The 19,267-nt window shown below is 57.0% G+C and carries 23 protein-coding genes, 1 tRNA gene and 2 pseudogenes; 20 read left to right on the top strand and 6 right to left on the bottom strand.

What is annotated here, in order from left to right:
- The first annotated feature begins 232 nt into the window (after positions 1-232).
- From AABM54_RS10365 to AABM54_RS10395, 7 genes are all read left to right on the top strand, one after another.
- Complete coding sequence (locus tag AABM54_RS10365) at positions 233-1,189, top strand: sugar ABC transporter substrate-binding protein (protein ID WP_347905285.1); 957 nt, start codon at positions 233-235, stop codon at positions 1,187-1,189.
- A 62-nt stretch (positions 1,190-1,251) separates the two neighbouring features.
- The gene (locus AABM54_RS10370; protein ID WP_347905286.1) at positions 1,252-2,805 is read left to right on the top strand and encodes a sugar ABC transporter ATP-binding protein; all 1,554 of its coding nucleotides are present in this window, start codon (positions 1,252-1,254) and stop codon (positions 2,803-2,805) included.
- Positions 2,802-3,779, top strand: a complete 978-nt coding sequence (locus AABM54_RS10375) for an ABC transporter permease (RefSeq protein ID WP_347905287.1) — start codon at positions 2,802-2,804, stop codon at positions 3,777-3,779. Before AABM54_RS10370 ends, AABM54_RS10375 begins: the two co-directional genes overlap by 4 nt.
- Positions 3,780-3,782: 3 nt before the next feature.
- Complete coding sequence (locus tag AABM54_RS10380) at positions 3,783-4,802, top strand: LacI family DNA-binding transcriptional regulator (RefSeq protein WP_347905289.1); 1,020 nt, start codon at positions 3,783-3,785, stop codon at positions 4,800-4,802.
- A gap of 40 nt (positions 4,803-4,842) precedes the next feature.
- A complete protein-coding gene (gene rbsK / locus AABM54_RS10385; protein WP_347905290.1) occupies positions 4,843-5,760 on the top strand; it encodes a ribokinase in 918 nt (305 codons plus the stop codon).
- Positions 5,757-6,161, top strand: a complete 405-nt coding sequence (rbsD, locus tag AABM54_RS10390) for a D-ribose pyranase (protein ID WP_347905291.1) — start codon at positions 5,757-5,759, stop codon at positions 6,159-6,161. Before rbsK ends, rbsD begins: the two co-directional genes overlap by 4 nt.
- Before the next feature lie 45 nt (positions 6,162-6,206).
- Entirely contained in the window at positions 6,207-7,235 is a 1,029-nt protein-coding gene (locus AABM54_RS10395; protein ID WP_347905292.1) for a nucleoside hydrolase, read from the top strand.
- 37 nt (positions 7,236-7,272) lie between these two features.
- Here the strand turns inward: AABM54_RS10395 and AABM54_RS10400 are convergent, their stop codons facing one another.
- Positions 7,273-7,485: a hypothetical protein gene (locus tag AABM54_RS10400; RefSeq protein ID WP_347905293.1), complete on the bottom strand. Its 213-nt coding sequence runs from the start codon at positions 7,483-7,485 to the stop codon at positions 7,273-7,275.
- A 156-nt stretch (positions 7,486-7,641) separates the two neighbouring features.
- Between AABM54_RS10400 and AABM54_RS10405 the strand changes: the two genes are divergently transcribed.
- Together AABM54_RS10405 and AABM54_RS10410 are read left to right on the top strand one after the other, a co-directional pair.
- Positions 7,642-7,947 carry a hypothetical protein gene (locus AABM54_RS10405; protein WP_347905295.1) on the top strand — a complete coding sequence of 102 codons (306 nt, stop codon included), beginning with the start codon at positions 7,642-7,644 and terminating at the stop codon, positions 7,945-7,947.
- A gap of 162 nt (positions 7,948-8,109) precedes the next feature.
- Positions 8,110-8,424 carry an I78 family peptidase inhibitor gene (locus AABM54_RS10410; protein ID WP_347905296.1) on the top strand — a complete coding sequence of 105 codons (315 nt, stop codon included), beginning with the start codon at positions 8,110-8,112 and terminating at the stop codon, positions 8,422-8,424.
- Between the two features lie 73 nt (positions 8,425-8,497).
- On the opposite strand, the gene AABM54_RS10415 is transcribed toward AABM54_RS10410, so the two are convergent.
- Together AABM54_RS10415 and AABM54_RS10420 are read right to left on the bottom strand one after the other, a co-directional pair.
- A complete protein-coding gene (locus AABM54_RS10415) occupies positions 8,498-8,710 on the bottom strand; it encodes a cold-shock protein (RefSeq protein WP_003179963.1) in 213 nt (70 codons plus the stop codon).
- A gap of 293 nt (positions 8,711-9,003) precedes the next feature.
- A complete protein-coding gene (locus AABM54_RS10420; RefSeq protein WP_347905298.1) occupies positions 9,004-9,306 on the bottom strand; it encodes a hypothetical protein in 303 nt (100 codons plus the stop codon).
- Between the two features lie 388 nt (positions 9,307-9,694).
- Here AABM54_RS10420 and thrS point away from each other — a divergent pair.
- The 10 genes and pseudogenes from thrS to AABM54_RS10470 all read left to right on the top strand — a co-directional run bounded on the left by thrS (position 9,695) and on the right by AABM54_RS10470 (position 17,762).
- A pseudogene (gene thrS / locus AABM54_RS10425) lies at positions 9,695-11,618 on the top strand (threonine--tRNA ligase).
- Positions 11,618-12,169, top strand: a complete 552-nt coding sequence (infC, locus tag AABM54_RS10430) for a translation initiation factor IF-3 (RefSeq protein WP_172435341.1) — start codon at positions 11,618-11,620, stop codon at positions 12,167-12,169. The pseudogene thrS and the gene infC overlap by 1 nt, the downstream one beginning before the upstream one ends.
- A gap of 60 nt (positions 12,170-12,229) precedes the next feature.
- The gene (rpmI, locus tag AABM54_RS10435) at positions 12,230-12,424 is read left to right on the top strand and encodes a 50S ribosomal protein L35 (RefSeq protein ID WP_002553160.1); all 195 of its coding nucleotides are present in this window, start codon (positions 12,230-12,232) and stop codon (positions 12,422-12,424) included.
- Positions 12,425-12,452: 28 nt separating this feature from the next.
- On the top strand, positions 12,453-12,809 hold the full coding sequence (gene rplT / locus AABM54_RS10440; protein ID WP_007905879.1) for a 50S ribosomal protein L20: 357 nt from the start codon (positions 12,453-12,455) through the stop codon (positions 12,807-12,809).
- 109 nt (positions 12,810-12,918) lie between these two features.
- A pseudogene (gene pheS / locus AABM54_RS10445) lies at positions 12,919-13,936 on the top strand (phenylalanine--tRNA ligase subunit alpha).
- A 26-nt stretch (positions 13,937-13,962) separates the two neighbouring features.
- Complete coding sequence (pheT, locus tag AABM54_RS10450; RefSeq protein WP_347905301.1) at positions 13,963-16,341, top strand: phenylalanine--tRNA ligase subunit beta; 2,379 nt, start codon at positions 13,963-13,965, stop codon at positions 16,339-16,341.
- A 3-nt stretch (positions 16,342-16,344) separates the two neighbouring features.
- Entirely contained in the window at positions 16,345-16,647 is a 303-nt protein-coding gene (ihfA, locus tag AABM54_RS10455) for an integration host factor subunit alpha (RefSeq protein ID WP_002553164.1), read from the top strand.
- Entirely contained in the window at positions 16,628-16,984 is a 357-nt protein-coding gene (locus AABM54_RS10460; protein ID WP_003179985.1) for a MerR family transcriptional regulator, read from the top strand. The genes ihfA and AABM54_RS10460 overlap by 20 nt, the downstream gene beginning before the upstream one ends.
- Before the next feature lie 89 nt (positions 16,985-17,073).
- A tRNA-Pro gene (locus AABM54_RS10465) sits at positions 17,074-17,150 on the top strand.
- Between the two features lie 435 nt (positions 17,151-17,585).
- Positions 17,586-17,762 carry a hypothetical protein gene (locus AABM54_RS10470; protein ID WP_347905303.1) on the top strand — a complete coding sequence of 59 codons (177 nt, stop codon included), beginning with the start codon at positions 17,586-17,588 and terminating at the stop codon, positions 17,760-17,762.
- Here the strand turns inward: AABM54_RS10470 and AABM54_RS10475 are convergent.
- The 3 genes from AABM54_RS10475 to AABM54_RS10485 all read right to left on the bottom strand — a co-directional run bounded on the left by AABM54_RS10475 (position 17,738) and on the right by AABM54_RS10485 (position 18,793).
- A complete protein-coding gene (locus tag AABM54_RS10475) occupies positions 17,738-18,019 on the bottom strand; it encodes a type II toxin-antitoxin system RelE/ParE family toxin (RefSeq protein ID WP_347906166.1) in 282 nt (93 codons plus the stop codon). The genes AABM54_RS10470 and AABM54_RS10475 overlap by 25 nt on opposite strands.
- Positions 18,015-18,302, bottom strand: coding sequence for a type II toxin-antitoxin system Phd/YefM family antitoxin (locus AABM54_RS10480; RefSeq protein WP_347905305.1), 288 nt, complete (start codon positions 18,300-18,302; stop codon positions 18,015-18,017). Before AABM54_RS10480 ends, AABM54_RS10475 begins: the two co-directional genes overlap by 5 nt.
- 131 nt (positions 18,303-18,433) lie before the next feature.
- Positions 18,434-18,793: a hypothetical protein gene (locus tag AABM54_RS10485; RefSeq protein WP_347906314.1), complete on the bottom strand. Its 360-nt coding sequence runs from the start codon at positions 18,791-18,793 to the stop codon at positions 18,434-18,436.
- On the opposite strand from AABM54_RS10485, the gene AABM54_RS10490 reads away from it, so the two are divergent.
- Positions 18,698-19,132 carry a GNAT family N-acetyltransferase gene (locus tag AABM54_RS10490; protein ID WP_347905307.1) on the top strand — a complete coding sequence of 145 codons (435 nt, stop codon included), beginning with the start codon at positions 18,698-18,700 and terminating at the stop codon, positions 19,130-19,132. The genes AABM54_RS10485 and AABM54_RS10490 overlap by 96 nt on opposite strands.
- Positions 19,133-19,267: the final 135 nt, after the last annotated feature.

The following is a 19,267-nucleotide window of genomic DNA, read 5'->3' on the forward strand; positions in this document are numbered from 1 at the left end:
CTGGCGTTATTGTCATGTGTTGAGAACCACTGCTCAACATTGGCCGGGTTGAGCGTTGACAAATAGCATCCGGGTTCCCATAGTTCGTTCTACGCAAACGTTTGCGCGACCATCGATGATGGTCGTGGCCGGTGGTCGGGAATGCCTGAAATCGCGTTCGCCTGGCGGGTGAGTTCAAGGCAGGTTCCAGCGCAAGCGTTGCTCACAATAATCATAAGATCGGAGTGAACCCATGAAGCTGCCATTCGCTGGACGTCTTCTCGCTGTCGCTATGCTGGCTACCGCATCCGCCGCGCTGCCTCTCTCTTCGGCTTTCGCCGACACCCCGGAAAAACCTAAAGTCGCCCTGGTCATGAAATCCCTGGCCAATGAATTCTTCCTGACCATGGAAGATGGCGCCAAGGCTTATCAGAAAGAACACACCGCCGATTTCGACCTGGTGTCCAACGGCATCAAGGACGAAACCGACACCGCGAACCAGATTCGTATTGTCGAGCAGATGATCGTCTCCAAGGTCAATGCGCTGGTGATTGCACCGGCTGATTCGAAAGCCATGGTGCCGGTGATCAAGAAAGCCGTCGACGCGGGCATCACGGTCATCAACATCGACAATCAGCTAGACCCGACCGTCCTCAAAAGCAAGAACATCAGCGTGCCTTTCGTTGGTCCGGACAACCGCAAAGGTGCCCGACTGGTCGGCGAATACCTGGCCAAGCAACTGAAGGCCGGTGATGAAGTCGGCATCATCGAAGGCGTTTCCACCACCACCAATGCCCAGCAGCGTACCGCCGGGTTCAAGGATGCGATGGAGGCCGCGCAGATCAAAGTGGTGTCCCTGCAATCGGGTGATTGGGAAATCGACGCCGGCAACCGCGTTGCCGCGGCAATGTTGAGCGAGTACCCGAACCTCAAGGCCTTGCTGGCTGGCAATGACAGCATGGCGGTCGGCGCGGTGTCTGCCGTTCGCGCGGCAGGCAAGGCTGGCAAGGTTCAAGTGGTCGGTTATGACAACATCAATGCCATCAAGCCGATGCTCAAGGACGGTCGTGTTCTGGCGACCGCAGACCAGTTCGCCGCCAAGCAGGCGGTGTTCGGCATCGAAACCGCGCTGAAAATCCTCAAAGGCGAGAAAGTCGACAGCGGCACCAACGGCGTGATCGAAACGCCGGTTGAGCTGGTGACCCAGTAGTCCTTCTGGCTGCACAAAACGGCCTCGCCTGATCATTCGGGCGAGGGCATGGAGAGTTTCTTATGTCAGTTTGTGCTCCGAACGCTGTCCTCTCGGTCAGCGGTATCGGCAAGACGTATGCCCAGCCGGTGTTGACCGGCATCGACCTGACCCTGATGCGCGGTGAAGTGTTGGCGTTGACCGGCGAGAACGGCGCCGGCAAAAGCACGTTGTCGAAAATCATCGGCGGACTGGTCACGCCGACCGCCGGCCAGATGCAATACCAGGGGCAGGATTACCGTCCCGGCAGCCGAACCCAGGCGGAAGAGCTGGGTATCCGCATGGTCATGCAGGAACTCAACCTGCTGCCGACGCTGTCAGTTGCGGAAAACCTGTTCCTGGATAACCTGCCAAGCCTGGGAGGCTGGATCAACCGCAAGCAGTTGCGCAAAGCGGCGATCCAGGCGATGGCCCAGGTGGGGCTTGACGCGATTGATCCGGACACGCTGGTCGGGGAGCTGGGGATCGGGCACCAGCAAATGGTCGAAATCGCCCGCAACCTGATTGGCGATTGCCACGTACTGATTCTCGACGAGCCGACGGCAATGCTGACGGCCCGGGAAGTCGAGATGTTGTTCGAACAGATCACGCGCTTGCAGGCGCGTGGCGTGGCGATTATTTACATTTCCCATCGGCTTGAAGAGCTGGCGCGGGTTGCTCAGCGTATTGCGGTGTTGCGCGATGGCAACCTGGTCTGCGTCGAACCCATGGCCAATTACAACAGCGAGCAATTGGTCAACCTGATGGTGGGCCGCGAACTGGGCGAGCACATTGACCTTGGGGTTCGCCAGATCGGCTCTGCGGCCTTGACGGTCAAAGGGCTGACGCGCTCGGACAAGGTTCGTGACGTGTCCTTCGAGGTGCGCAGCGGCGAGATTTTCGGCATCTCGGGGCTGATCGGGGCAGGGCGTACCGAGTTGTTGCGGCTGATTTTCGGTGCCGATACCGCAGACAGCGGCACGGTTGCCCTGGGCTCGCCGGCGCAGGTCGTGAGCATCCGCTCGCCCGCTGATGCGGTGGGGCACGGGATCGCGCTGATCACCGAGGACCGCAAGGGTGAAGGTCTGCTACTGACCCAGTCGATCAGTGCCAACATCGCCTTGGGCAACATGCCGGAGATTTCCAGTGGCGGCCTTGTCAATGCGACCGATGAGGCGGCGCTGGCACAGCGTCAGATTGATGCCATGCGTATCCGCAGCTCCAGCCCGACGCAACTGGTCAGCGAGTTGTCGGGCGGCAATCAGCAGAAAGTCGTGATCGGCCGTTGGCTGGAGCGCGAGTGTTCGGTGTTGTTGTTCGACGAGCCGACCCGTGGGATCGATGTCGGTGCCAAGTTCGACATCTACGCCTTGCTCGGCGAGTTGACGCGCCAGGGCAAGGCGCTGGTGGTGGTGTCCAGCGACTTGCGTGAGTTGATGCTGATCTGCGACCGCATCGGTGTGTTGTCGGCCGGACGTTTGATCGACACCTTCGAGCGCGACAGCTGGACCCAGGATGAGTTGCTTGCCGCCGCGTTTGCCGGCTATCAAAAACGTGATGCGCTGCTCAATGAAGCAGCGCCTAGGGATCTCCCATGAAAACTGCTTCTTCTGCCGGCAAACGTAGTGGCAATTTTTACGGCCTGGGCACCTATCTGGGGCTGGCCGGTGCCTTGCTGGCAATGATTGCGCTGTTCTCCGTCCTGAGCAGCCATTTCCTGTCGTACGACACGTTCAGCACCCTGGCCAACCAGATTCCCGATTTGATGGTGTTGGCGGTCGGCATGACGTTCGTACTGATCATCGGCGGTATCGACCTGTCGGTCGGCTCGGTGTTGGCGTTGGCGGCGTCGGCGGTCAGCGTGGCGATTCTCGGGTGGGGCTGGAGCGTACTGCCGGCCGCGCTGTTGGGCATGGCGGTCGCCGCACTGGCCGGGACCATCACGGGGTCGATCACCGTGGCCTGGCGGATTCCGTCGTTTATCGTTTCGCTGGGCGTGCTGGAAATGGCGCGTGGCGTGGCCTACCAGATGACCGGCTCGCGCACCGCGTATATCGGCGATGCCTTTGCCTGGCTGTCGAACCCGATTGCCTTTGGCATTTCGCCGTCGTTCATCATCGCGCTGCTGATTATCTTCGTCGCCCAGGCGGTGCTGACACGCACGGTGTTCGGTCGTTACCTGATCGGTATCGGCACCAACGAAGAGGCGGTGCGGTTGGCGGGGATCAATCCAAAACCCTACAAGGTTCTGGTGTTCAGCCTGATGGGCCTGTTGGCCGGTGTGGCGGCACTGTTCCAGATTTCACGCCTGGAGGCGGCGGACCCGAATGCCGGTTCCGGGCTTGAGCTGCAAGTCATCGCTGCGGTGGTCATTGGCGGGACCAGCCTGATGGGCGGCCGTGGTTCGGTCATCAGTACATTTTTCGGCGTGTTGATTATTTCGGTGCTGGCGGCAGGTTTGGCGCAGATCGGTGCAACCGAGCCGACCAAACGCATCATTACCGGCGCGGTGATTGTCGTGGCGGTGGTGCTTGATACCTATCGCAGTCAGCGCGCAAGTCGGCGGGCCTGAACCATGGCAACGATCAAGGATGTGGCGGCGCTTGCCGGAATTTCCTACACCACGGTGTCCCATGTGGTGAACAAGACGCGACCGGTCAGCGAAGAGGTGCGGGTCAAAGTCGAGGCAGCGATCAAAAGCCTGGACTACGTGCCCAGCGCCGTTGCGCGTTCGCTGAAAGCCAAGACCACCGCGACCATCGGTCTGCTGGTGCCCAACAGCCTCAATCCGTACTTCGCCGAACTGGCGCGGGGGATCGAGGACTACTGTGAGCGAAATGGCTACTGCGTGATCCTGTGCAACTCCGACGACAACCCGGACAAGCAGCGCAGCTACCTTCGCGTGCTACTGGAAAAACGCATCGACGGGCTGATTGTCGCCTCGGCCGGTGGCGACAGTGGTCTGGCTGCGGGTCTGGCTGCCGTGCGCACACCGATGGTGATTGTCGACCGTAGCCTGGAAGGGGTCGATGCGGATCTGGTGCGCATCGATCATGAGTACGGCGCCTATCTTGCGACCCGGCATTTGCTTGAGCTGGGGCATCGGGATATTGCCTATATAGGTGGCCCGGCGCATACCAGTGTGGCGCAGATGCGGCTGGCGGGTTACTGCCGTGCGCTCAAGGAGGCGGGTGTCGAAGTGCCGCACGGGCGAATGCTCGAGAGCGACTTCACCAGCACGGGTGGCTACAGCGCAGCGGCAACCTTGCTTGCGCACACGCCGCCCAGCGCAATCTTTGCCGGTAACGACCTGCTGGGGATCGGGGTGCTGCGTGCTGCTGCCGAGCGAAACATTCGCGTGCCGAGCGAGTTGTCGGTCATCGGCTTTGACGATATCCAGATGAGCCGGTACGTCTATCCCGCGTTGACCACGGTCGGCCAGTCGATTCTGCAACTGGGGGAAATGGCGGCAGAAGTCCTCTTGCGACGGATCGCGGCACCTGAACGGGCGACCGATCAGCGGATCGTGACGCCAAGTATTGTCTTGCGAGAGTCGACGGCACCGCTGGCCGGTGTGTTTGCCCAATTTCGCTAACCCAAAAGCACCGCTGAACCGAATTGACGAGTATTGATGTATGCCAGCAAAAATAGTGGTTATAGGCAGCCTGAACATGGACCTGGTCACCCGGGCGCCACGGCTGCCGCGAGCCGGTGAGACGCTGATCGGCGAGTCGTTTGCCACGGTATCGGGCGGCAAGGGTGCGAACCAGGCTGTTGCGTCGGCCAGGCTCGGCGCGCAGGTGTCGATGGTCGGTTGTGTGGGCAGCGATGCTTACGGGGAGCAGTTGCGGGGGGCTCTGCTCGCCGAGCAGATCGACTGTCAGGCTGTGACGGCAGTCGAGGGCTCCAGTGGCGTGGCGCTGATTGTGGTCGACGATAACAGTCAGAACGCAATCGTCATTGTCGCGGGGGCCAATGGCCTGTTGACGCCTGAGGTGCTGGCTTCGTTCGATGCGGTGTTGCAGGCGGCTGATGTGATCGTCTGCCAGCTCGAAGTGCCGATGCAAACGGTTGGTTATGCACTCAAGCGTGGCCGGGAGTTAGGCAAGACAGTCATTCTCAACCCGGCGCCGGCCACCGGTCCCTTGCCGGCGGAGTGGTATTCGGCCATCGACTATTTGATCCCCAACGAAAGTGAAGTCTCTGCCTTGAGCGGCGTGCCAGTGGATTCGCTGGAGAGCGCCGAGCGGGCGGCCAGTCAATTGATGGCTGTCGGTGCGGGCAAAGTCATCATCACCTTGGGGGCGCAAGGCTCGCTGTTTGCCCATGGGCAAAGTTTCGAGCACTTCCCGGCGCCCAAGGTCAAGGCAGTCGACACCACGGCTGCCGGTGACACCTTCGTGGGCGGTTTTGCCGCAGCGCTGGCGGCGGGTAAAAGCGAGGCCGATGCCATTCGTTTTGGTCAGGTAGCGGCCGCACTGTCGGTCACCCGCGCGGGTGCGCAACCTTCCATTCCTTTGTTGTCCGACGTACAGGCCTTTGCCGCATCATGAAAAAAACGCCCTTGCTCAACGTCGCGCTGTCGCGACTGATTGCCTCCCTGGGCCATGGCGACATGGTCGTCATTGGTGATGCTGGCCTGCCAGTCCCGCCAGGGGTTGAATTGATCGACCTGGCCTTGACCCACGGCATTCCGGATTTTGTCAGCACTGTGCAGGTCGTACTTAGCGAAATGCAGGTGGAAAGCCATGTGCTGGCGCAAGAGATCCTCGTCAAGCAGCCTTCCGCGCTACCACGGCTCGACGCGTTATCGGCGGCGGGCGAACTGGGTCGGCGTGAACTGCTCAGCCATGACGAATTTAAACTCCTCAGCCGGCAGGCGCGGGCGATTGTTCGTACGGGGGAATGTCAGCCGTACTGCAACATCGTGTTGGTCGCCGGGGTAACGTTCTAGTTCGCAGTATCCCAATCCTGTTTTACCACGCACAAGGAGTGCGCTATGCAACGCTATGCTCAGAGACTGCAATACCTCATTCGGAGTCTGCTGCTTTTGTCCTTCCTCACGGCAACAACCGCTCATGCGGCAGAAAAAATTGATCTGATCATCGACACCGACCCAGGTGCCGACGATGTGGTGGCTTTGCTGTTTGCATTGGCCTCACCGGAAGAACTGAACATTCGCGCACTGACCACTGTGGCCGGCAACGTGCGTCTGGACAAGACTTCACGCAACGCGCGATTGGCCCGCGAGTGGGCAGAGCGCGAAGAAGTACCGGTGTATGCCGGTGCGCCGAGACCCTTGATGCGTACGCCGATCTACGCTGAAAACATCCATGGCAAGGAAGGCCTGTCGGGTGTCACAGTGCACGAACCCAAGGCGGGGCTGGCCAAAGGCAATGCGGTCGATTACTTGATCCAGACGCTGCGTGCTGCCAAGCCTCACAGCATTACCATTGCCATGCTCGGCCCGCAGACCAACCTGGCACTGGCGTTGATCCAGGACCCGGAAATTACCCAGGGCATCAAGGAAGTGGTGATCATGGGTGGCGCGCATTTCAACGGGGGCAATATCACCCCGGTCGCTGAATTCAACCTGTTTGCCGATCCGCAAGCAGCGGAGGTGGTTCTCAAGAGTGGCGTGAAGCTGACCTACCTGCCATTGGACGTGACTCACAAGATCCTGACCAGTGACGCTCGCCTGAAACAGATCGCGGCGTTGAAGAACAATGCCAGCAAACTGGTGGGCGATATTCTTAATGAGTACGTCAAGGGCGACATGGAGCACTACGGTATTCCTGGTGGCCCGGTGCATGACGCGACAGTGATTGCTTACCTGCTCAAGCCGCAGCTGTTCACCGGTCGTCAGGTCAATGTCGTGGTCGACAGCCGTGAAGGGCCGACCTTCGGCCAGACCGTCGTCGACTGGTACGACGGCCTGAAACAACCGAAGAACGCATTCTGGGTCGAGAATGGTGATGCCCAGGGTTTCTTTGACTTGCTGACCGAGCGCCTGGCTCGCCTCAAGTAAGTGTTATCCCCACCCGCAGGCGCTCGCCTGCGGGTTCTTATTCCCTCTCTGTATGCAGTGCGCCCATGTGGTTGGCCGGGTACTTTTCAAATACCCGTTCGATAAAGACTTGGGCCGCTTGGGTTCCCAGTTCCTTGACCAACAGGTCTATACCGATAATGGCGAGCTCTTCCGGGCTGCCGGGGCTGTAAGAGCAGTGGCCTTGGGGCCAACTGGCTTTGATGTCGGCGTCGATAGTCACAGTGGTCATGAGCGTCTCGTGAAGTCGGGAGGGGCAGAGCGCCTCGTCCATATGTTTTGGAGTCTGCCGAGTAAAGCACCTTGCGGCGTTTTTGGCACTCCGACTTAGGCATGAACGCAAGGCTATGCGACACTTGGGCTTTGCTGATTTTCAAGGAAGCGTGTGGTGCAGATCGATTTGAACACCCCTGATGGCCTGACGCTTGAGTCGGTACGCCAGTTGCTGGCATCGGCCAGCGACGATGAGCACACCCAACTGCGGGTCACCAAGACCGGTTTCGCGTACATCTCATCGGGCGTTGTGGGTGGCTCGAACATCGAAGGGCTGTTGTTTCGTCTGGAAACCTGGGCCAAGGGCTCGGGTTACGTAGGGGCGGTGGCCGCCAGTGATGCGGTCTGGGTCATGCAGATTTTCAATGCATTGCAGCAGAACTGGCCGACCCCACCCTTTGATTACATAGACATCTACTGAGTGTTGCTCATATTCAGTCACGATTGTGGGCTGAACGGCGTGTAGCGCTCAGGCAAACTGCTTCGTTCTCAGAGGGGAGGGCAAGGTGATGGCGCTGGCCATGAAACCAAACGCCCGATCCGTTGTCGCACGATCTCAGCTTAACTATTGAAAGGAGGCGTCATGCCTTGGAAGCTCGCGTCATTGGGTACTTTGTTGGCCGCAGTCATGTTGACGGGTTGCAGCAGTACCACCGAGTCGGCAAAGGATACTGGGGTGACCGAGACCGGTCACAGTCGCTGTGAAGCAAAAGCCGCCGAATTCACCATTGGCAAGAAAGCTTCACCCGAGCTCCTGGAACAGGCGCGTACGCGCTCCGGTGCGCAGAGTGCGCGATTCCTCCAGCCAGACGACATGGTGACGCTGGAGTACCGTTCTGACCGTCTCAATCTCAACACCGACACCCATCTGGTAGTTGTGCGCGTCAACTGCGGCTGATCGCTTCAGGCTTTTTTGCCCGCGCATAAAAAACCCCGTCACATGGACGGGGTTTTTTTAGTGCGCCAGGAAATTACTCTGGGCGAACTTGTGCAGCTTGCATACCCTTTTGGCCTTTCTCAGCCACGAAGGAAACGGTTTGGCCTTCTTTCAGGCTTTTGAAACCGTCGCTTTCGATAGCTTTGAAGTGTACGAACAGGTCGTCACCGCCACCTTGAGGAGTGATGAAGCCGAAGCCTTTTTCATCGTTGAACCATTTAACGGTGCCGGTTTGGCGATTAGACATGGTGTATCTCCAAGAAACATATATTTTCAGTAGTACTGTGCTGCTCAGGCCAACTGGGCACACCGGAGTATCATAGTCGAAATGTTCGGTTTGGGAGCCCCCCGGACGTGCTGTTTGCATCCGAGCCGTGTGTTGTTTGTCTCTTTGAATGGCTGAAAGCCCCGGTTTCAGGGGCTTTCAGGCAAATAAACGTCCTGTAAAAAAAGCTGTAAAAGCTGCGTAAATTGTCTGAAATAGTGATTTTCAGGCTGCTTTTTGCTCGCGAGGGCGCTATTTTTTAACCCTGTGACGGCTTATTTGGCAGTGGCTCTGCATGCTTGAATGGCGTCCAGTGCCTTGGTTCGCAGCTCCGCGCTCGGCTGTTTCGTCTTGCTCATCAGCTCGCCGATTTCGGCAGTCGTGAACTTCTCGTTCAGTTTGTCTGCACCGCATGCGCAATGCATCTCGGCGGACCTCTGGTCGATGCTTTGGCTGGCGGCAGCCACGCAATCCTTCATATAGCTTTCACGAGCTCCGGCAGGCCAGGCGGCGTGCGCGCTCAGAGGGAGCAGCGCTGCCAACGAGGAGGCAAGGGCGAAAAGGTGGATACGACGCATGACGGGAACTCCTTGAACTTTATAGGGTTGTGGTAATTCTTAGCCTGTTTGAGGCAGGTCGTACATATCAAGTTCACTTTGAGGTGCATAAAGCTGCGAATTCGATACGGCCGAAACAAGGTCGCGGCGATGACCGTTCATCTGTGCTAGGATCCAACGCTTGGGTATTTTTCAGGCTCCGGGCGATCCGTTCGTCAGTGGCAGTCAATACCTGAATAACCCTGATTTGATCTCCAGTCACTCTGGTTCGGTTTCCGGTTGGCCGCAAGGCTCCTGCCGCTGTAAGGCAGGCGTTCATCATTGAATGGCCTGAACTGAATCGCGTACTGGCTGCTCATCCCAACCCACGTGACCTTTGGTAGGGGTCACCACTAGGAGAGGAGGCGCCATGCCCACCATTACTCTTCCCGACGGCAGTCAACGTTCCTTCGATCATCCGGTTTCCGTAGCCGAGGTCGCCGCATCCATTGGTGCAGGCCTGGCCAAGGCCACTGTGGCCGGCAAGGTCAACGGCAAGCTGGTTGACGCCTGCGATGTCATCGACAGCGACGCAACCCTGCAAATCATCACGCCCAAGGATCAAGAGGGGCTGGAGATCATTCGCCACTCTTGCGCCCACCTGATTGGCCATGCGGTCAAGCAGCTGTACCCAACGGCAAAAATGGTGATCGGTCCGGTCATCGATGAAGGCTTCTATTACGATATCGCCTACGAGCGTCCTTTTACTCCGGACGATCTTGTGGCTATCGAGCAGCGGATGAACCTGCTGATCGAGAAAGATTACGATGTCATCAAGAAAGTCACTCCGCGTGCCGAAGTGATCGACGTGTTTACCTCCCGCGGCGAAGACTACAAGTTGCGCCTGGTCGAGGACATGCCGAATGAACAGGCCATGGGTCTGTACTATCACGAAGAATACGTCGACATGTGCCGTGGCCCGCACGTGCCGAACACCCGCTTCCTGAAGTCCTTCAAGCTGACCAAGCTGTCCGGCGCCTACTGGCGTGGCGATGCTAAAAACGAGCAATTGCAACGCGTTTACGGCACAGCCTGGGCCGACAAGAAGCAACTGGCAGCGTACATCCAGCGTATCGAAGAAGCTGAAAAGCGCGACCATCGCAAGATCGGCAAGCGCCTCGGTTTGTTCCATACCCAGGAAGAAGCGCCAGGCATGGTGTTCTGGCACCCGAATGGCTGGACGTTGTACCAGGTGCTCGAGCAGTACATGCGCAAGGTGCAGCGTGAAAACGGCTACCTGGAGATCAAGACGCCGCAAGTCGTAGACCGTAGCCTGTGGGAGAAATCCGGGCACTGGGCCAACTACGCCGACAACATGTTCACCACCGAGTCGGAAAGTCGCGACTACGCCATCAAGCCGATGAACTGCCCTTGCCACGTGCAGGTGTTCAATCAGGGCCTGAAAAGCTACCGCGAGTTGCCGATGCGTCTGGCCGAGTTCGGTGCCTGCCACCGTAACGAGCCGTCCGGTGCGTTGCACGGCATCATGCGCGTGCGTGCGTTCACTCAGGACGACGCACACATCTTCTGTACCGAAGAGCAGATGCAGGGCCGAGTCCGCAGCATTCATCAAGCTGACAATGGACGTCTACGCCGACTTCGGCTTTAAAGACGTCGAAATGAAGCTGTCCACTCGTCCGGAAAAACGTGTGGGTTCCGATGAGCTGTGGGATCGCGCAGAATCCGCATTGGCCGCCGCCCTTGATAGCGCGGGCCTGCCGTACGATCTGCAGCCGGGCGAGGGTGCTTTCTATGGTCCGAAAATCGAGTTCTCGCTAAAAGATTGCCTTGGTCGTGTGTGGCAATGTGGTACCTTGCAGCTCGATTTTAACCTGCCAATCCGTCTGGGAGCCGAATACGTCTCCGAAGACAACAGTCGCAAGCACCCGGTTATGTTGCACCGGGCGATCCTGGGTTCCTTCGAGCGTTTCGTCGGGATTCTGATCGAGCACTACGAGGGCGCGTTCCCTGCGTGGCTGGCTCCGACTCAGGCAGTGATCATGAATATCACTGATAAACAGGCAGATTTTGCCGCTGAAGTTGAAAAAACTCTCAATCAAAGCGGTTTTCGTGCCAAGTCCGACTTGAGAAATGAAAAGATCGGCTTTAAAATCCGCGAGCATACTTTGCTCAAGGTTCCCTATCTCTTGGTTATTGGAGATCGGGAAGTCGAGATGCAGACTGTCGCTGTGCGTACTCGTGAAGGTGCTGACCTGGGCTCGATGCCCGTCGCCCAGTTCGCTGAGTTTCTCGCGCAAGCGGTTTCCCGGCGTGGTCGCCCAGATTCGGAGTAATTATTATTAAGCGTGAAATGAGACAAGATAAACGAGCTGCACCGAAAGCCCCGATCAACGAGAATATCTCGGCACGCGAGGTTCGGTTAATTGGGGCTGAAGGCGAGCAGCTTGGGATTGTGTCAATTGAAGACGCGCTTCTTAAGGCTGAAGAAGCCAAGCTCGATTTGGTGGAAATTTCCGCCGATGCAGTACCTCCTGTTTGCAAGCTGATGGACTACGGCAAATCGATCTTCGAGAAGAAGAAGCAGATTGCTGCCGCGAAAAAGAACCAGAAGCAAATTCAGGTTAAAGAAATCAAGTTTCGTCCAGGGACGGAGGAAGGGGATTACCAGGTAAAACTGCGCAACCTGGTACGTTTCCTGAGTGATGGGGACAGGGCCAAGGTATCCTTGCGATTCCGCGGCCGTGAGATGGCCCACCAGGAGCTGGGGATGGAACTCCTCAAGCGGGTTGAAGGTGACCTGCTCGAGTACGGTTCGGTCGAACAGCATCCTAAGATGGAAGGACGCCAGCTGATCATGGTCATCGCCCCGAAAAAGAAGAAGTAATCAACAGGGCACGGCAGGCCTTCTGATTATGTTTATCAACTGAATGCGGAGTATCCGAACATGCCAAAAATGAAAACGAAAAGTGGTGCTGCTAAGCGGTTTCTGAAAACTGCTAACGGTATCAAGCACAAGCACGCTTTCAAGAGCCACATCCTGACTAAAATGTCGACCAAGCGTAAGCGTCAACTGCGCGGTAGCAGCTTGCTGCATCCGTCTGACGTGGCAAAAGTCGAGCGCATGCTGCGCCTTCGTTAATTTTAGTCAAGAATAGAGGAAGTAACTCATGGCTCGTGTAAAGCGTGGCGTCATTGCCCGTAAACGTCACAAAAAAATTCTGAAACTTGCTAAAGGCTACTACGGCGCTCGCTCGCGCGTATTCCGTGTTGCCAAGCAAGCGGTAATCAAGGCAGGCCAATACGCCTACCGTGACCGTCGTCAGAAAAAACGTCAGTTCCGCGCTCTGTGGATCGCTCGTATCAACGCTGGTGCTCGTATCAACGGTCTGTCCTACAGCCGTTTCATCGCCGGCCTGAAAAAAGCGTCCATCGAGATCGACCGTAAGGTTCTGGCTGATCTGGCAGTGAACGAAAAAGCGGCGTTTGCTGCGATTGTCGAGAAAGCTAAAGCCACCTTGGCTTAAGTACCCCCGACAGTCACCCGGGTTCACCTCTGTGGGCCCAGGTGTTAAACGTCATAAATAGGGGAAGAGCCTTCAAGCTCTTCCCCTATTTTGTATCTGGAGTCTGTACATGGAAAACCTGGATGCGCTCGTCTCTCAAGCACTAGAGGCTGTGCAAAGCGCTGAAGATATCAATGCCCTGGAGCAAATCCGGGTTCACTACCTTGGCAAGAAGGGTGAGTTGACTCAGGTGATGAAGACCCTGGGGAATTTGCCGGCAGAAGAGCGTCCGCAAGTCGGTGCGCTGATCAACGTTGCCAAGGAGCGTGTCACAGAGGTTCTCAATGCGCGCAAGGCGTTGTTTGAAGAGGCTGATCTAGCCGCCAAACTCTCCGCCGAGTCCATTGACGTGACCCTGCCTGGCCGTGGTCAGACCTCGGGTGGTCTGCATCCGGTTACCCGCACTCTGGAACGTATCGAACAGTTCTTCACCCATATCGGCTACGGCATCGCCGAAGGCCCTGAGGTCGAAGACGATTATCACAACTTCGAGGCGCTCAACATCCCAGGCCATCACCCGGCCCCGGTCGATGCACGACACCTTCTATTTCAATGCCAACATGTTGCTGCGCACCCATACCTCGCCGGTACAGGTCCGCACCATGGAATCGAAACAGCCGCCGATCCGCATCGTCTGCCCAGGCCGTGTGTACCGTAGCGACTCCGATATCACCCATTCGCCGATGTTCCACCAGGTCGAAGGCTTGCTGGTTGATCGCGACATCAATTTCGCCGACCTGAAAGGGACCATCGAAGAGTTCCTGCGCGTGTTCTTCGAAAAAGAACTGGCCGTGCGTTTCCGTCCTTCTTATTTTCCGTTCACCGAGCCATCCGCCGAAGTCGACATGGAATGCGTGATGTGCAGCGGTAAAGGCTGCCGTGTCTGCAAGCAGACTGGTTGGCTGGAAGTCATGGGCTGCGGCATGGTTCACCCGAATGTGCTGCGTATGTCCGGCATCGATCCGGAAGAGTTCTCGGGCTTTGCCTTCGGCATGGGCGTTGAGCGTCTGGCCATGCTGCGTTACGGCGTGAACGACTTGCGTCTGTTCTTCGACAACGACTTGCGGTTCCTCGCGCAATTTCGCTAGTCGTAACGAACTTTTAGGAGAGCAGGATGAAATTCAGTGAACAATGGCTGCGTGGCTGGGTAAGCCCGCAGGTAAGTCGCGACGAGCTGGTTGCTCGCCTGTCGATGGCCGGTCTTGAGGTCGATAGCGTTACGCCGGCCGCCGGTGTATTCAGTGGTGTGGTCGTGGGTGAGGTACTGAGCACCGAACAGCATCCCGACGCCGACAAGCTGCGTGTTTGCCAGGTCAGCAATGGCTCGGAGACTTTTCAGGTCGTGTGCGGTGCGCCCAACGTGCGTCCGGGCCTGAAGATCCCGTTCGCGATGATCGGTGCAGAATTGCCGGGCGACTTCAAAATCAAGAAAGCCAAGCTGCGCGGCGTTGAGTCGAACGGCATGCTGTGCTCGCAATCCGAGTTGCAGGTTGGCGAAGGCAACGACGGTCTGATGGAGTTGCCGGTCGATGCACCGGTCGGTGAAGACTTCCGTGTTTACCTGGACCTGGAAGACGCCAGCATCGAGGTCGACCTGACCCCGAACCGCGGCGATTGCTTGTCCCTGGCCGGCTTGGCCCGTGAAGTGGGCGCGTTGTACGCCGCCCAAGTCTCGCGCCCTGTCGTGGCTGTCGTGCCTGCCGCGCACGACGAAGTGCGTCCAGTTGAAGTGCTGGCCCCGGCGGCTTGCCCGCGTTACCTGGGTCGTGTGATCCGTAACGTCGACCTGTCCAGGCCAACGCCGCTGTGGATGGTCGAACGTCTGCGTCGCGCTGACGTGCGCAGCATCGACGCGGCTGTCGATATCACCAACTACGTGATGCTTGAACTGGGCCAGCCGTTGCACGCATTCGATCTCGCCGAAATCAATGGCGGTATCCGCGTGCGTATGGCGGAGGAAGGCGAGAAGCTGGTGTTGCTCGACGGTCAGGAAGTCAGCCTGCGTAGCGATACGCTGGTGATTGCCGACCATACCCGTGCTCTGGCTATTGCTGGCGTGATGGGCGGCGAGCACAGCGGTGTCTCTGCCACTACCCGTGATGTTTTCCTGGAAAGTGCTTTCTTCGACCAGATCGCGGTCGCGGGCAAAGCCCGTTCCTATGGCCTGCACACTGACGCCTCGCACCGCTATGAGCGTGGCGTGGACTGGCAGTTGGCCCGTGAAGCCATGGAGCGCGCCACTGGCCTGCTACTGGAAATCACCGGCGGTGAAGCCGGCCCGATTATCGAAACCGTCAGCGAGCAGCACTTGCCGTCGGTTGCGCCAATCACGTTACGTGCCCAGCGCATCACGCAGATGCTGGGTATGGAAATGGATTCGGCCGAAGTCGAGCGTTTGCTCAGCGCCTTGGGTTTGTCGATTTCTGCCGATGGAGCAGGGCAGTGGCGCGTAGAAGTGCCAAGCCATCGCTTCGACATCAGCCTGGAAGTCGACCTGATCGAAGAGCTGGCCCGTCTGTACGGTTACAACCGTCTTCCGGTCCGCTATCCGCAAGCGCGCCTGGCGCCGCAAGCCAAGGCTGAAGCGCGTAGCGATCTGCCTGAACTGCGCCGTCTGTTGGTCGCTCGTGGTTATCAGGAAGCGATCACTTACAGCTTCATCGACCCGAAGCAATTCGAGCTGTTCAACCCGGGTGTCGAGCCGCTCTTGCTGGCCAACCCAATTTCCAACGACATGGCTGCCATGCGTTCGTCCTTGTGGCCAGGCCTGGTCAAGGCGCTTCAGCACAACCTGAACCGTCAGCAGGATCGTGTCCGCCTGTTTGAAAGCGGCCTGCGCTTCGTCGGTCAGTTGGAAGGTCTGAAGCAAGAGCCGATGCTGGCCGGTGTGGTATGCGGCAGCCGCCTGCCGGAAGGCTGGGCGCAAGGTCGCGATGTCGTGGACTTCTTTGACGTCAAGGCCGATGTAGAAGCGGTGCTGGGCTTTGCGGGTGCACTGGACTCGTTCACCTTTGTGCCAGGTAGCCATCCTGCGTTGCATCCGGGGCAAACCGCACGCATCGAGCGTGATGGTCGCGAAGTCGGTTTTGTCGGCGCAATCCACCCTGAATTGTCGAAGGCCCTCGGCCTGGATCGTCCAGTATTCGTTTTTGAGCTGGTTCTGGCCGAAGTGGCGTTGGGCAAAATGCCTAAATTCCACGAGTTATCGCGCTTTCCTGAAGTGCGTCGTGACCTGGCATTGTTGGCCGATAAGGGTGTTGCGGCCAGTGCTGTACTGGACGTAATCCGTGAAAATGCAGGCGAGTGGCTCACGGACCTCAGGCTCTTTGACGTTTATCAGGGTAAAGGCATTGATCCTGATAGAAAAAGCCTTGCCGTCGGCTTGACCTGGCAGCATCCATCGCGCACTCTTAATGACGATGAGGTGAATACCACGACGCAAAACATCCTCACCTCGCTCGAACAAAGGTTGAACGCCACGTTAAGGAAGTGACGTATGGGGGCTCTGACGAAGGCTGAAATGGCGGAACGTCTGTATGAAGAGCTGGGCCTGAATAAACGGGAGGCCAAGGAATTGGTCGAACTGTTCTTTGAAGAAATCAGGCACGCTCTTGAAGACAACGAACAGGTGAAATTGTCCGGTTTTGGCAATTTTGACCTTCGGGACAAACGCCAGCGGCCTGGCCGCAATCCGAAAACGGGAGAAGAAATCCCGATCACGGCTCGCCGTGTGGTCACCTTTCGTCCAGGGCAGAAGTTGAAGGCCCGAGTTGAGGCTTATGCTGGAACCAAGTCATAACGACGAGCTCCCCGTCATCCCAGGCAAACGCTACTTCACCATTGGTGAAGTCAGCGAGCTCTGTGCGGTAAAACCGCACGTGCTGCGTTACTGGGAGCAGGAGTTTCCTCAACTCAACCCCGTCAAACGCCGCGGAAACCGCCGGTATTATCAGCGTCAGGATGTCCTGATGATCCGGCAAATCCGTGCGTTACTCTATGACCAAGGGTTCACCATCGGTGGAGCGCGCCTGCGCCTTTCCGGCGATGAAGCCAAAGACGATACGACCCAATACAAACAAATGATTCGCCAGATGATCGCTGAGCTTGAAGATGTACTGGTGGTACTCAAGAAATAAATTCCTGCTTTTAAATACTTCCAGTTTTCAAAAGCTTGCGATATATTCTTGATCGCTCCTCGAGGTGAGGAGCAAGTTACACGCCTAGTCGGGGCGTAGCGCAGTCCGGTAGCGCACTAGCATGGGGTGCTAGGGGTCGAGTGTTCGAATCACTCCGTCCCGACCATATTTATCAGTAACTTAGGCCAATATTCAGAGTATTGGCCTTTTTTACGTGCGTGACTTTTGCGTGACTCGTCGGTTTTTCATGCCTTCCTCCTCTGCAAAATGGTCAGCACTGGCCCGTGAGAGTCAGTTAAACAAATTAGCAAATTGTTTTTGCTATTTGTCTTTTGCTAATTTTTCGCGAGGATTTTTCTTGGCTCGTAGTGGCGAAGTAATGTTGCTAAATTTTGCGCATTAATTGCGCTTGGTCATCTGGCGCGGCGGGGATTTTTAGGAGGTTTCATGGATGAGCAAGAGCGCAGGGAAACCTACTGGGCTCGCGACAAGGAAGCGGAGAGGTTTATTACATCTATCAAAGGGCCGAGGCCGGAACCGACGGAGATCAGGGATTCTATCCTTGGAGCGATGGCTGGGGAGGGCTGGGGATGTGTCGACGATGCTCGCACTGGCGCTCGCAGGCGTCTACGGGGATAGCTTCGAATACATCATCTTGGCCGTTGCAGGCTTTGCCGGCGTATCGGTTTATCTTTGCCGTCATTTTCAACAGCGCGACAAGGCCCGGCCCAGCGCCTGGCTTGTTGTATCTGCCTACCGACTCTTCGCCGAATCGTAAACGTTGCCGCGCTCTCGCTTACCGATCGCTATCACCAGGATGACAATCCGCTCGTCCTCAACGCGGTACACCAGTCGATACCCGGCCCCGCGCAATTTGATCTTGTAGCAATCCCTCATTCCATGAAGCGCATCGCCTGGTACTCTCGGATGGCTCTGGCGTTCCTGAAGCTTTCGCAGTAGCTGCAGGCGGATAGCACCGTCGAGCTTTCGAAGCTCCTTCAGCGCTTTCGGATCCCACTCGACCCCGTACTCAATGCCCATTGGCGATATCTGCCTCAGCCTCGCCAATTAGATCGTCGAGAGACACACGGACAGGTTTCTCATCAGCGTCGAGCCGCGCTTTAACCATTTGTACCAACTCCAGTTCATCCAGGCGTTCAACCATCGCCTCATAGACATTTGCCGGGACCATGTAGCCGATAACGCGGTTGTGGTTCAACACAGCCACTGGCGATCCGTTGGCGCCGTTCAAGACGGATGACGGGTTCTTTTTGAGTTCGGATACGCTGACGGCCACATCAGCCAGAATATTTTGCATAGATAAGACTCCTATATAGTGCTTTATTTTGGTCTTTTATTGCTGTGCAGGCAAGCGTGCGCCACCTCCATTCCACGCTCAGGTCCAGCCAATACACAGAAAGGCTAGGCCTGGCGCCGGACCTTTTCGTTTCAGGATGATGGGAGGACGGCGATCAGTTCATCTAGCGAAGCAATGTCTTTTTCCAGATAAGATGATCCGGAATGTGTCAAAGCCAGTTGTTCACCACGCGCCTCCACGATGTCCACCAGCCCAAGCAGGGAAAGCAAATCGCTTCCTTCGGCTCTACCTATCTCTGGAGCTTCGAAGTCAGCGTCATAGGTGAACTGAGCTGCGATCTCTTGAGCTTCATCGCGAGTCTTGTAGTGGTCTAATGAAACCGGTAGGGCAAGATAATGAGTTGGAAAATCAGACAGGCCGTCTTGAGCGACATCGGATTTTTGGTTGATATTGACCCTATAGCCAAAACAGATAGCGGTCGTCGGGAACAAATCGAAAGAGACGTAGGTTCACTTGGATGTTGGGTTGCCTGCGCAGCGAACGATCTTGGCGTCCCGATCGGATATGGCTGCTTGGATCGAAGCTTTTTCGGGGAGTGGTTTATTTCCCTTGTGGTGGTTTCAAGCACATTTAGACGTTCTGGTGTAGGTCGACAAATCGTTACTTATCTGGAGCGGTGTTCTACTGCGCAAAAGATTTTCACCTCAACGAACACATCTAATGCGCCGATGCGGCAGTTACTGAGACAGCTCGGTTATCAAGACAGCGGTAGAATAGAGAATCTTGACGCCGGTGATCCAGAGCTGATTTTTGTGAAATTTTTGGAGTAGTGGTCAGCGCTGTCTCCTCTGTTTGGTTAAGTCGTCAAGAATTGATTGATTGCCCATAGAGTGATGTCAGGCTGCTCTTCATGGGGAGCGTGTCCGCAGAACATTACCCCGGCGATGTAACTGCTTTGCGTGCTC

Origin of the sequence: Pseudomonas purpurea (genome assembly GCF_039908635.1) — a bacterium.
In the GTDB taxonomy this organism is placed as follows: domain Bacteria; phylum Pseudomonadota; class Gammaproteobacteria; order Pseudomonadales; family Pseudomonadaceae; genus Aquipseudomonas; species Aquipseudomonas purpurea.

Excerpts from the sequence above, each read along its gene's own strand:
- AABM54_RS10365 (WP_347905285.1), top strand. The coding sequence starts at position 233 with ATGAAGCTGCCATTCGCTGGACGTCTTCTCGCTGTCGCTATGCTGGCT.
- AABM54_RS10370 (WP_347905286.1), top strand. The coding sequence starts at position 1,252 with ATGTCAGTTTGTGCTCCGAACGCTGTCCTCTCGGTCAGCGGTATCGGC.
- AABM54_RS10375 (WP_347905287.1), top strand. The coding sequence starts at position 2,802 with ATGAAAACTGCTTCTTCTGCCGGCAAACGTAGTGGCAATTTTTACGGC.
- AABM54_RS10380 (WP_347905289.1), top strand. The coding sequence starts at position 3,783 with ATGGCAACGATCAAGGATGTGGCGGCGCTTGCCGGAATTTCCTACACC.
- rbsK (WP_347905290.1), top strand. The coding sequence starts at position 4,843 with ATGCCAGCAAAAATAGTGGTTATAGGCAGCCTGAACATGGACCTGGTC.
- rbsD (WP_347905291.1), top strand. The coding sequence starts at position 5,757 with ATGAAAAAAACGCCCTTGCTCAACGTCGCGCTGTCGCGACTGATTGCC.
- AABM54_RS10395 (WP_347905292.1), top strand. The coding sequence starts at position 6,207 with ATGCAACGCTATGCTCAGAGACTGCAATACCTCATTCGGAGTCTGCTG.
- AABM54_RS10400 (WP_347905293.1), bottom strand. The coding sequence starts at position 7,485 with ATGACCACTGTGACTATCGACGCCGACATCAAAGCCAGTTGGCCCCAA.
- AABM54_RS10410 (WP_347905296.1), top strand. The coding sequence starts at position 8,110 with ATGCCTTGGAAGCTCGCGTCATTGGGTACTTTGTTGGCCGCAGTCATG.
- AABM54_RS10415 (WP_003179963.1), bottom strand. The coding sequence starts at position 8,710 with ATGTCTAATCGCCAAACCGGCACCGTTAAATGGTTCAACGATGAAAAA.
- AABM54_RS10420 (WP_347905298.1), bottom strand. The coding sequence starts at position 9,306 with ATGCGTCGTATCCACCTTTTCGCCCTTGCCTCCTCGTTGGCAGCGCTG.
- rpmI (WP_002553160.1), top strand. The coding sequence starts at position 12,230 with ATGCCAAAAATGAAAACGAAAAGTGGTGCTGCTAAGCGGTTTCTGAAA.
- rplT (WP_007905879.1), top strand. The coding sequence starts at position 12,453 with ATGGCTCGTGTAAAGCGTGGCGTCATTGCCCGTAAACGTCACAAAAAA.
- pheT (WP_347905301.1), top strand. The coding sequence starts at position 13,963 with ATGAAATTCAGTGAACAATGGCTGCGTGGCTGGGTAAGCCCGCAGGTA.
- ihfA (WP_002553164.1), top strand. The coding sequence starts at position 16,345 with ATGGGGGCTCTGACGAAGGCTGAAATGGCGGAACGTCTGTATGAAGAG.
- AABM54_RS10460 (WP_003179985.1), top strand. The coding sequence starts at position 16,628 with ATGCTGGAACCAAGTCATAACGACGAGCTCCCCGTCATCCCAGGCAAA.
- AABM54_RS10470 (WP_347905303.1), top strand. The coding sequence starts at position 17,586 with ATGCTCGCACTGGCGCTCGCAGGCGTCTACGGGGATAGCTTCGAATAC.
- AABM54_RS10480 (WP_347905305.1), bottom strand. The coding sequence starts at position 18,302 with ATGCAAAATATTCTGGCTGATGTGGCCGTCAGCGTATCCGAACTCAAA.
- AABM54_RS10490 (WP_347905307.1), top strand. The coding sequence starts at position 18,698 with ATGAGTTGGAAAATCAGACAGGCCGTCTTGAGCGACATCGGATTTTTG.